This is a genomic window from Nocardia sp. NPDC004604 (assembly GCF_040609795.1).
Classification (GTDB): Bacteria; Actinomycetota; Actinomycetes; order Mycobacteriales; family Mycobacteriaceae; genus Nocardia.
The window spans coordinates 1-9,350 of record NZ_JBEXLC010000231.1; the positions used below are offsets into that span (position 1 = coordinate 1).

Sequence of the window (9,350 nt, forward strand, 5' to 3'; positions counted from 1 at the left end):
TGACTTTCTCTTTGAAAGTCTTTGTGTTGGGGCTCTGCTACAATTAAAAAATCTTGGTATCCTATGTTTTTAATTTAATTATCTACTTCTATGTACACCGCCGGTGGGTAAACCGATGGCTCGTCGGTAATCTTCGACCGTATGCAGGTCCGCCCGCATCGTGCCGACCCGAATCAGGTCTGCGGGCTCGAGTTCGAATATCGTCTCGCCGACTCCCGGGTTGCAGAAACAGCCGGCGCGCAAGGCGATCCCTCGCTCTACCGCGCGGTCTTCGGCCACCCGCTCGTCGACGATGTTGCCGTCCATATCCAGCAGGTTGAACGCGATCGTCGGGCCTCTTCCCCGAGTGTCGGTGGGTCCGTACAGTGCACACACAGGCATGCCATTGCTGTGGCGCAGCCTCGACATCTCACCGAGCAGGAATTCCATCAGACACTGCACTCGCGTTCTGACCGCGTCGCGATCGAGAGTCTGTTGCACGTAGTCCAGGCCGATCGACACACCGAGTGCGCCCAGAAAATCAGGTGTCCCGTCCTCGAAACTGCCGGGGGGTTCGGCGCTCGCGTACCAGCCGCCCAGCGCACTCGAGGCGACGACGGTGCCGCCGGAGAACCAAGGACGGCGCAGCTGCGTGAGCGCGTCGTTCCTGGCGATCAGGCATCCGAGCCCGGTCGGCCAGCCGACGATCTTGTAGTAGGACAACGGTACGAAGTCGGGCTTGTGCCTGGTGAGATCCAGATCTGAGATCGCCGCGTATGCGGCAGCGTCGAGTAGTACCTGCCAGCCGCGGGCATGGGCTTCGGGTATCCATTCGAGTGGATGTTGGACACCGGAGAAGTTGCTCTGCGCTGGATACGCAAACAGCGCGGGCGCCTTCTCAGCCGGGTCCAACGCGTCTACCACGGCAGAGAGATCGGCGCGGAGATCTGATCGGAGGCCAATCGTTTCCGTTGTCGCTCCACGAGCACGTGCGTACTCGCGGATACCGAGCACAGAATTGTGATTGTCGCGGAGTAGCGCCAGACGGGCTCCCGGCTGGAACGGAAACGATTCACCGACAAGCCGAAGAGCGCCCGTGGCATTCGCCGTGAAGATAACCGAGTACTCGTCGGGATCGGCGTTCACGAATCGCAGTGTCGCCTGGCGAGCGCGCCTGATCACCTCGGTGGATCGCCGTGACGGAACGCTCGCAGAGTGCGGATTTCCCCAGATCTCGTTGCCCATGGCGCGCTGATACGCGCGAAGCTGTGATCGGCCGGGGAGGCCACTTCCCGTGTAGTCCAGATAGATCAGGCCCTGCTCATCGAGTTGACGGAAGTCGTCAGCACGGATGCGATCGAGATGTCGTGTCCCCTGATAGGCGGGGTACGAGCTCGAGAACCTTTCGAAGCTCACATCTCCGTGTTGTGTAACGGTCATACTCGGTCCACATCGCGTGTCGTCGAAATAGATTTCCCCACCATCATGATCGACCAGTCGATGCCCGGCGGGCAAGTACCCGGATCTCGGCCGACCCCGCGATTACCGTCCGACTCGAAACCCGGAGTAGCCGTTCTGAAAGGAGATGAACGCCTGGGCGCGGTCGCCTGGACTCAGGCGACCGGTCATCACGATCCATGCCGCCACGACGCCCAGCGGCACGGCAATGACGGCGGTGAGGACCATGTCGCCGAGCTCGGTGGCGAGAAGCTGGCCCGCCAGGAGTGACAGCACCATATTGTTTCCGGCGTGGGCCAGGCTCGCGGTCCAGATGCTGCGGCTGCATATAGCCCTCGCGAGTGATCCAGCGCCGCACGATCACCGCCGCCGCGGCCGGTGCCAGCCCGAACGGCAGCTGCACCACCGGATTGGCGATCGAGTATCCGAGCATCACCACCGCGAGCAACAGCCACAGCCACGAGACCCCGAAGGTGATCAGCACAAACGCCACCACCCCACGCGGGTTCGCGGCTACGGTCCGCTCCCGCCCATCGATTCCGATCATGGCCCAATTCCACTGGACGGCAACAACTGTGGTCAGCGGCGCAAACCCCCGAATCGACGGTGTGGCCACCTACACCGGTCGGTCGGCGCGGCGGTCGTAGGCGGCTCGGGCACGAGCGTGGGCGGTCGTCAGGAGTTCTTTGGCCATCGCTTCGGTTCCGCTCGCCGGGTTAACCACCGCTAGCCAGCCGGCGCTGGCGTAAATGGGGTGAGGGATCCAGGTGTCGGGTTTGCTCGCGTCGGCGGGGTGGTCGGCGGTGTCGCGCGGGGTGTGGCCGAGTTGGCGGGCGAAGGCGTCGCGGCCGGGGTTGATGTTGAGGCGGAAAACGCCGGGGCGGTCCAGGTTCGAGGTCGTGTCGTCGGGGTAGTTCCCGGTCACGATGGTCGCGAAGGGCTGGGTTCGGGTGGGGACCTGGCCATCCGGGGCGTAGTAGAAGAACTTGTCGCCCCAGGCGATCTCCGGGAAGCCGCTGCCCGGGCCGGGGGCGAGTGTCAGGACGCCGCCCAGGGATTCGATGAACTCGGTGATCTCGTCGATTTCCATGAGTTCTATCGTCATATTGAAGTGCTTGTGGAGGGTTGGACATCGAATGCTGAGGTGAGCCAGTGGGAAGTCCCAACTCTGGGTCGTTGCGCACCGCCGATGTCGCACGCCTGTCGGGATATTCGGTCCAGCAGATCCGCAATCTCGAACGTGACGAGGTATTGCCGCCGACGACCCGCACCCCAACCGGATACCGGGTCTACCACCAGATTCATGTCGTGTCGGCGCGGGCCTATCACGCACTCGCCATGAGCGTCGGGCCGGTCGAGGCCAAAGTCATTGTGCGCGCGGCACACCGGGACCCTCCCGCCGTCATGCTGGCGCTCCTCGATGCCGCGCACGCCACACTCGACACCGAGCGCCGCGACCTCGAGGCCACCCGTGCCGCAGTGCGCAACATCAGGGAAGAACCGATCATCGATGTGCGCGTCTCGGATTCGATGACCATCTCCGAATTGGCCGACGCCCTCGGCATCCGCCCCTCGACATTGCGGCACTGGGACGCAGAGGGTTTGGTGACCCCAGACCGCGGCGAAACCCGCGACGCCCGCACCTACGCTCCCACCGACGTCCGGGATGCGCGCGTCATCTACCAGCTCCGCCGCGCCGGTTACGGCATCCCCGCCCTCCGTCTGCTGCTGCCCGAACTGCGGGACGCCCGGCGCTGGAGCGACCTGCTGACCCGCCTGGCCGCCCGCGACGCGAACATCGAATCCCGCTCACGTGCCCTGCTCACGGCCGCTGCCGAACTGCACGCCCTCCTCACCCTGCGCTTCGAGTGCATGATTTGACCATTGGTCATTGCTCGTGTCGCGGCCGCGTAGCCGATGCAGCGCTTCGGTGAAGCCTGGCGTGCGGTCGCCGAGAGGGCCGAAGAAGTCGCGGTCGCAAGCTTCGACCGCGCCGATGGCCCGGTTGACCAGGGCTGCACCGGATTCGGTGGGGATCAGGGATTTGGCGCGACGGTCGGTGGGGTGGTCGCGGCGTTCCAGGAGGCGCTTTTGTTCCAGGGTGCGCAGCACCTGGGAGGTCATCATGGGGTCGGTCGCGGCGTGGTCGGCGACGTCGCGCTGGGTGACCGGCTTGCCGGCCGATCGGCCGGCAAGCCAGGTCAGGGCGGCCAACAGGACGAACTGGACATGCGTGAGGTCGAAAGGGCTCAGCGCTGCGCGGTGTGCGGCCTGCCAGCGGTTGGTCACCCGCCAGAGCAACAGACCGAGGCTTTCATCGGCATGGTCGAATCTGCTGCGAGCTATCTCCCAAGCCGCCATTGGCCGACCACGGCGGGGGAGACGACGGCGAGCCGGTACTCGGTGCTCATACCAGCACCGCCTCGGCGGCGGCGACCAGCGCGTCGAGATCGCCCGGCAGCGACTTGGCGAGATTGCCGCCCATGATCTTGTTCCACAGCCCGCGCAGCGGACCATCCATGGAGATACGGACGGTGACGGTAGTGCGCTCACCGTCGGTGGTGACCTGGTGGGCGAAGATCAGCCGTGCGCCGATCAGCTTGGACGAGTCGATGAATTCGGTGTCGGTGAGCTTGGTGACGACGAACTTGGTCTTGGGACCACCCTTGGGCTTGATGATGCCGGTCGCGCCCTGCTCGAACTTGCCGTCGAGCTTGGCCCATTCGGTGTCCTGGTTCCACTCGGGCCAGGTGGCCATGTCGGCCCACTTGGCGAAGAAGGCGGCGGGGGTGGCGGTCGAGGTGGCGGTGGCTTCTGCGATCTGCGTCATGCAATTAGTATGCGCGCTTATTACTTTGAGGTCAACCCTTGATCTCGGATCGGCTTCCCGGGCGACATCGATCGGGCCACAACCGACCCCGCACTGGGACATTGTCGGTCAGTCGTATCTGCGGTCCCAGCCGACGCGTGTTCGGTCCGTGACATGGCAGGGGAGCGGAATTGCATTGTCGCAGCGATGAATCCGTGCCCATGCCTGCCTCTCGCAGTGGGACTGGGGCTGCAAGCAGTCGGCCCAGGTTCCTCGGGCATGGAGAGTTCGATCGAATTCTGCGCGAAAGGCCTGCGTGGGAGTCTCATTGGAAATCCCGCCATCGAATCGTCATGTCGCCTTCCGTTTTCGAGCTGACGTGCGCAGGCCGTGCCGCCGCGCCGGAACCGACACCAGCACGGGCGAAATCCCCCAAAGGCCCACTGAAGGAACAACTCTGGCGGCAGATGGCAGTTGATCGCCCACGCAGAACGCGACGGCACCCACCGACGGCAGTTCCCTTGGAACCGTTGACTGCGGTAATCGCATACGAAAGGTCCTGCAGGGGACAGCAGCTGTACCCAACAGGACCTCCGTCGCGGAATTCGTGCTGACAGTGCCCCGGAACGAACGACACTGGTCAGCGATTGTCAGGCCTGCTGCCGCGGCGGTGTCTGCAGCGTTGCCATCGGTCGCGGCCCCAGCCTTGGAGATCAGGCGCTGTGCGCGCTTGCCTGTAGGGCGCGGATGATGGCGATGTCGATGCCGAGTTGGGTGGCGAAATCGGCGGTATCCCAGTAGGACCGGATTCGGTCGATTCGGCCCTCGTCGTCGAAATGATAGAACGACACCATGTCCAGACTGTAGGGTCGCCCGCCCGGCTCCAGTTGAGCAGCGGCCCCCTCGGGTATGACCACGGTGCCGGTCTCGGTGAATTCCGTTGCGGCGGTGTCGCCTTCGACAACGATGCGCTGGACGGTTTGCCGTACGTCCGGGATCACCGTGTCGAGCACCCTCGCCCACACCGGTCGCAACTGCTCTTTGCCACAGATGGGCTCGGGGCTGGTCGGGAACCGCACGGTCACGTTGTCGGCCAGTGTCGCCAGCAGGGTTTCGAGGTCGTGGTCGCTGTAGGCGCGGAAGTGTCGGCGAAGGGTTTCGGTGTGGTTCATCGGATTCTCTCTGTTATAGGGCTCGACCCGGCGGTGGGTCGGACACAAGCAGAGTATGTGGCAGATGTGCCATTTGGCAAGACTGACAAACGGCAGGTGTGCCTTTTTGCGCGTATGTCACAGATTGCTACCCTGGTTCCGTGGTGGCAGATGACGGCGAGACCAGCCTGAGAGCCCGCAAGCGCAGGCGTACGCAGGACACGATCGCGGACTGCGCACTACGGTTGTTCGAGGAAAAGGGCTACGACGCAGTCACTGTCGAAGAAATCGCCGCCGCGGCCGACGTCGCACCGCGCACCTTCTACCGCTACTTCCCCGCCAAGGAGGATGTGATCCTCGGCAATCCCGACGGGCGCGCTGCATCTGCCGCTGCCCTGTCCCAGCGGCATCCGGGGGAATCCGACGCCGAGTTCGTCACCCGAGCAATGCTCGCCGGCCTGATCGCAGGCGACCCCGAACGCACCGCACGCTCGTACCGCTTGATCCAATCGGTGCCCGCCTTGCAGGCCCGAATGTTTCGCCTGATGTGGGGCAGCGATCAGCAGCAGTTCGTCGATGCCTTGCTGGAGGGGACCGAACAGACCCGTGATGCCGAATTGCGGGCGCGGGTCATCGCCCATGCCGTCAGCGACACTCTCAGGATCGCAGTGACTTGGTGGCTGCAGGGCCACCAGACAGGCACCCTTGCCGATGCATGCGGCAAAGCCATGTCCTACCTGTCTGAAGCAGTCGAGCGCTGACACCGGATCTTCGGCCGCTTCCGGACTGCTCTCCGGAGCGCTGTATCCGCATCCTCGCGCTGTTCCGGTTCTTTTTCCCAGACGTCGAGGTTCGTCTTGCCGGCGGTCGCGAGATCCACCTCCGCAACCTGCAGCCGCTGGCGCTGCACCTCGCCAACTCGATCTTCCTGGGCGACTACCTGACCAACGAAGGCCAGCCCGGCGTCGACGACCGCCAGATGATCACCGCCGCCGGATTCACCGCCGCCGGATTCACCGTCGACGGTGCAAACGAGCAGACACTCCCACAGCCTCGCCACGACCTCGTGGCACTCCGTCGGCGGGGTGCCGGAACGGACCTGCCAGCCAACGCCTGAAACGATGCCCCTTCGATGGTGCGGCTCGGGCCAGCTTCTCGCGCATGACCGGAGCCCGGGTCGACCGCGACTAGGGCCAGGAGGCTGGCCTCCTGGCCCTAGTCGAGTGTCTGCCCCCCGCACTGCGTCTTGGGGGTCGGTCGTTGCGGTAGTCGGGCCGCGCCTACTACGACAAGAAGGTGCGCGAAGGGAAAGCCCGAAAGAGACAAAGCGCTGTCTCGAACGGCACCTCGCACGAGAAGTGTTCCGCGCGTGGCGATCCGACTATCAACCCCTTGCGACCAGCCATATCTGTCCGAAGATCTTCAGGTACCTCGATCAATTCTTCAGTGTGCGAACCATATTCACCAGCATCTCGGCTGCTGCCTTGATGGTCGATTCGCTATCGGAATTGAATATGAACGTGCCTGTCCATCGATCGATGGTGGCCTTCAACGTAATAGAAGGTCCTGTGGTGTTGGTGGACGAATGTTGATCAGATGGTACTTCCTGAACGGGAACACCATCGATTGTCCACGTTCTGGTTGTTCCAGGGTTCGAGTGTTCGGGCGTCCGCGAGTAATCCATGCCAACCGCTGTGACCACAACCGGGGAAACGTTGGTAAGCCAGCACAGGTCGCCGTGACCGAGTTTCCGGTCCATGGGTGGCGAACCTGGTCCCTCAGGCCTGACCTCCAGCTTTTGAGCGTGAAACGTGTTGGTCACGAACTCCTTTGGAAAGTTGCACAGGTCTTGCATGGTGTGCGTACTTTCCGGCTCCCGGTGGGTAATCGAGTTGGGGAGCAGGCTGCAACTCGAGAGCGCGACCATCGACAATCCGGTCAGTGCGAGCCGCGCCCCTATTCTGCCTGCCATGAGTCTCCTTCGGAGTCCGAGTCGAACTTTGTCGATGCGCTTTGCGGCCACTTGTTTCCGAGGAAACCTTTCGCGTTGTCCGTGGCGGAGGAAATATTGTTGATGGCGTCCTGTTCGGTCTTCAATGCCGTTGTCAGCGTCTGCATGTAGGTCACCACATTGTCGATGACCGTCTTGAGGAGATCGATCGCGCTGGACACGCCCTCGGTGAAAGAGACGACGCTGGCGATCTTGGCGACCGCGGCGCCGAAGCTCGTCAGAAAGCTGACCAGCTGTTTGACGACATCGGTGTAGTACGTCCACGCCGCATTGGATACTGCAACAAGGCTTTTGTTGAGGGTGTCACAGATCGACTTCGCGGTGTCCATGGCCGTGTCCTGGACCGTGCGTGCTCCGGCGTACTTCAGCGCGGAGCTACCCTTCCAATACCCGCTGAGGTTGCCGTTGACGACCTCTTCGTTCTGCGCGCCGCCGATCTGCGACTTCAGTTTCAGCCAGTCACCGCTGGTATTGAGCAGGGCGATGGGAGCTCTCAGCGCTTCAATAGCCTTGGCCAGTTTGTCCAGCAGTTCCTGGATCTTGTCCTTGATCTCCTGCTTGTGCTCGCTCATGTAACCGGTGAAATCGTCGCCGGTCATCGAACCGTACGCGTACCCTACAGCGGCACCGATGACCCCGAACAGGGCCCCGCCTTCCGCTGCGGCGGCATCGGATGCCAGTTCGTCGAACGCGGCGTCCACCGCGGCCGGCTGGTTCTTCAGCTTTTCGATTTGCTTGGAGAAATCGTCCAGGACCGTACTGATTTCATCGAGTGTTTTATCACCCATCAGTTTCCCCCGCCGTTGTTGCCTATTTGAGTCGCCCAGCCCTGGTCGTGATTTTCGTACACGGTGGCAATATGGTTCAGCACATTGCTGATGGACTTGGCCTCGGCGCTGCCTTCGGTCAGTCTGTCGTGCAGGAATTGCGCGGCGGAAACCTGTGCGTCCCATACGGCCTGAAACACCGACCAGCTGATTTCTTTATTGCAGTCGTGCAGTTCCTGCGCCTTGGTGACGGCAGTCGTAAGATCGTCGCTCGCCGTCGACCACGCCTTCGCCGTGTCACGCAGTTGGACCAGATCGACCTGGAAGTTCGTCATCGGTTCCTCGTCAGAGATGCGTAGTACTCGCGAACCTCTTGGGCCAGTTCGTCATCGGTGCGGTGGGCCCACGAACCTTCGTCCGGGACCTTTGGCCGCCACTGCCGAATCCGGTCGGCGCAGGCGATGATGTCGTACCCGATATAGGACGGCTCGGTCCTCGCTGCCCAGCGCGGATCGATGGTGATCGCCGAGATGCGACCGAGTCCCGCGGTGACCGACATCGAGGGGAATCCGAAGTCGGTCACGGGTCCGTGCGCCGTGAATTCCTCGTGCCAGTACAGCACTCGTTCCAGTGCCTCGTACTCGGCGAGCGACCTGGCGTTCAGCAGGGCGATCAGCTCCGCGCGGCGTGGCAGGCGCGCGGTGAGTGCGGTGTAGTTGCCGGTGCGGGTGATGGGGGCGTCGTGGTAGAGCGTCGCCACCCAGTATCCCGTCATCGCGGCGGCCGAGACCTCGCTCGGATCGAGTCGGCTCCACAGATTCCCGCTGACCTGGACTTGAACGGGAAGGCGCCCATCATCAAGAGTCATCTCGAATAGCCCCGCCCCGATCACATGATGAGACATGTGTTCGCTTCCTTGCAGTTACCGGACCCGCGGCAGTTACCCAACCCGCAGACCTGACAAACCTGACGCGCGGGCCCCCCGACGGGCAGTGTATGCCCGCGTTTCGCGGACTCCTGACCCTAACCGGACGCTCCAACGGACGCAACGGATTCCATTTCGAACCTCCACCCTCAGATCCACCGGCAACTTAGTGTCCCCTGATAACACTTTGGGTGCTTCCAGCTATGGTTAGCATCACCTAACGCCGCATCTGGGCGTTTAGCCGGAAGGA

General features: G+C 62.9%; 14 protein-coding genes. 4 read left to right on the forward strand and 10 right to left on the reverse strand.

The genetic code is table 11. The features are described 5' to 3' along the window. Nucleotides 1–78: 78 nt before the first annotated feature. Both ABZW16_RS41485 and ABZW16_RS41490 read right to left on the reverse strand, forming a co-directional pair. On the reverse strand, nucleotides 79–1,419 hold the full coding sequence (locus tag ABZW16_RS41485; protein WP_354961643.1) for an aminotransferase class V-fold PLP-dependent enzyme: 1,341 nt from the start codon (nucleotides 1,417–1,419) through the stop codon (nucleotides 79–81). Between the two features lie 102 nt (nucleotides 1,420–1,521). Then, nucleotides 1,522–1,716 carry a hypothetical protein gene (locus ABZW16_RS41490; RefSeq protein WP_354961644.1) on the reverse strand — a complete coding sequence of 65 codons (195 nt, stop codon included), beginning with the start codon at nucleotides 1,714–1,716 and terminating at the stop codon, nucleotides 1,522–1,524. Nucleotides 1,717–1,778: 62 nt separating this feature from the next. Between ABZW16_RS41490 and ABZW16_RS41495 the strand changes: the two genes are divergently transcribed. Further along, nucleotides 1,779–2,084, forward strand: a complete 306-nt coding sequence (locus tag ABZW16_RS41495) for a hypothetical protein (RefSeq protein ID WP_354961645.1) — start codon at nucleotides 1,779–1,781, stop codon at nucleotides 2,082–2,084. Here ABZW16_RS41495 and ABZW16_RS41500 read toward each other — a convergent pair. Further along, the gene (locus ABZW16_RS41500; protein WP_354961646.1) at nucleotides 2,054–2,527 is read right to left on the reverse strand and encodes a DUF6194 family protein; all 474 of its coding nucleotides are present in this window, start codon (nucleotides 2,525–2,527) and stop codon (nucleotides 2,054–2,056) included. The genes ABZW16_RS41495 and ABZW16_RS41500 overlap by 31 nt on opposite strands. A 62-nt stretch (nucleotides 2,528–2,589) precedes the next feature. On the opposite strand from ABZW16_RS41500, the gene ABZW16_RS41505 reads away from it, so the two are divergent. Continuing rightward, nucleotides 2,590–3,318 carry a MerR family transcriptional regulator gene (locus tag ABZW16_RS41505; RefSeq protein ID WP_354961647.1) on the forward strand — a complete coding sequence of 243 codons (729 nt, stop codon included), beginning with the start codon at nucleotides 2,590–2,592 and terminating at the stop codon, nucleotides 3,316–3,318. Here ABZW16_RS41505 and ABZW16_RS41510 read toward each other — a convergent pair. The 3 genes from ABZW16_RS41510 to ABZW16_RS41520 all read right to left on the reverse strand — a co-directional run bounded on the left by ABZW16_RS41510 (nucleotide 3,247) and on the right by ABZW16_RS41520 (nucleotide 5,418). Further along, nucleotides 3,247–3,726 carry a MarR family transcriptional regulator gene (locus ABZW16_RS41510; RefSeq protein ID WP_354961648.1) on the reverse strand — a complete coding sequence of 160 codons (480 nt, stop codon included), beginning with the start codon at nucleotides 3,724–3,726 and terminating at the stop codon, nucleotides 3,247–3,249. The genes ABZW16_RS41505 and ABZW16_RS41510 overlap by 72 nt on opposite strands. A gap of 118 nt (nucleotides 3,727–3,844) precedes the next feature. Beyond that, nucleotides 3,845–4,267, reverse strand: coding sequence for an SRPBCC family protein (locus tag ABZW16_RS41515; protein ID WP_354961649.1), 423 nt, complete (start codon nucleotides 4,265–4,267; stop codon nucleotides 3,845–3,847). Between the two features lie 692 nt (nucleotides 4,268–4,959). After that, nucleotides 4,960–5,418 carry a nuclear transport factor 2 family protein gene (locus ABZW16_RS41520; RefSeq protein ID WP_354961650.1) on the reverse strand — a complete coding sequence of 153 codons (459 nt, stop codon included), beginning with the start codon at nucleotides 5,416–5,418 and terminating at the stop codon, nucleotides 4,960–4,962. A 140-nt stretch (nucleotides 5,419–5,558) separates the two neighbouring features. Here ABZW16_RS41520 and ABZW16_RS41525 point away from each other — a divergent pair, with 140 nt between their 5' ends. After that, complete coding sequence (locus tag ABZW16_RS41525) at nucleotides 5,559–6,158, forward strand: TetR family transcriptional regulator (protein ID WP_354961651.1); 600 nt, start codon at nucleotides 5,559–5,561, stop codon at nucleotides 6,156–6,158. After that, nucleotides 6,155–6,514 (forward strand): hypothetical protein, encoded by a 360-nt coding sequence (locus tag ABZW16_RS41530; RefSeq protein WP_354961656.1) that lies wholly within the window; start codon nucleotides 6,155–6,157, stop codon nucleotides 6,512–6,514. Before ABZW16_RS41525 ends, ABZW16_RS41530 begins: the two co-directional genes overlap by 4 nt. A gap of 318 nt (nucleotides 6,515–6,832) precedes the next feature. Here ABZW16_RS41530 and ABZW16_RS41535 read toward each other — a convergent pair whose 3' ends face one another. The 4 genes from ABZW16_RS41535 to ABZW16_RS41550 are packed head-to-tail and all read right to left on the reverse strand — an operon-like array spanning nucleotide 6,833 to nucleotide 9,043. Next, a complete protein-coding gene (locus ABZW16_RS41535) occupies nucleotides 6,833–7,369 on the reverse strand; it encodes a hypothetical protein (RefSeq protein ID WP_354961652.1) in 537 nt (178 codons plus the stop codon). Next, entirely contained in the window at nucleotides 7,354–8,196 is an 843-nt protein-coding gene (locus tag ABZW16_RS41540) for a hypothetical protein (protein WP_354961653.1), read from the reverse strand. Before ABZW16_RS41540 ends, ABZW16_RS41535 begins: the two co-directional genes overlap by 16 nt. Further along, on the reverse strand, nucleotides 8,196–8,510 hold the full coding sequence (locus ABZW16_RS41545; RefSeq protein WP_354961654.1) for a type VII secretion target: 315 nt from the start codon (nucleotides 8,508–8,510) through the stop codon (nucleotides 8,196–8,198). Before ABZW16_RS41545 ends, ABZW16_RS41540 begins: the two co-directional genes overlap by 1 nt. Beyond that, complete coding sequence (locus tag ABZW16_RS41550; RefSeq protein ID WP_354961655.1) at nucleotides 8,507–9,043, reverse strand: hypothetical protein; 537 nt, start codon at nucleotides 9,041–9,043, stop codon at nucleotides 8,507–8,509. Before ABZW16_RS41550 ends, ABZW16_RS41545 begins: the two co-directional genes overlap by 4 nt. Between the last annotated feature and the right edge of the window lie 307 nt (nucleotides 9,044–9,350).

Coding starts and splice junctions, on each gene's coding strand:
- ABZW16_RS41520 (WP_354961650.1), bottom strand. CDS start 5,418: ATGAACCACACCGAAACCCTTCGCCGACACTTCCGCGCCTACAGCGAC.
- ABZW16_RS41550 (WP_354961655.1), bottom strand. CDS start 9,043: ATGACTCTTGATGATGGGCGCCTTCCCGTTCAAGTCCAGGTCAGCGGG.
- ABZW16_RS41535 (WP_354961652.1), bottom strand. CDS start 7,369: ATGGCAGGCAGAATAGGGGCGCGGCTCGCACTGACCGGATTGTCGATG.
- ABZW16_RS41540 (WP_354961653.1), bottom strand. CDS start 8,196: ATGGGTGATAAAACACTCGATGAAATCAGTACGGTCCTGGACGATTTC.
- ABZW16_RS41490 (WP_354961644.1), bottom strand. CDS start 1,716: ATGGTGCTGTCACTCCTGGCGGGCCAGCTTCTCGCCACCGAGCTCGGC.
- ABZW16_RS41515 (WP_354961649.1), bottom strand. CDS start 4,267: ATGACGCAGATCGCAGAAGCCACCGCCACCTCGACCGCCACCCCCGCC.
- ABZW16_RS41545 (WP_354961654.1), bottom strand. CDS start 8,510: ATGACGAACTTCCAGGTCGATCTGGTCCAACTGCGTGACACGGCGAAG.
- ABZW16_RS41500 (WP_354961646.1), bottom strand. CDS start 2,527: ATGGAAATCGACGAGATCACCGAGTTCATCGAATCCCTGGGCGGCGTC.
- ABZW16_RS41485 (WP_354961643.1), bottom strand. CDS start 1,419: ATGACCGTTACACAACACGGAGATGTGAGCTTCGAAAGGTTCTCGAGC.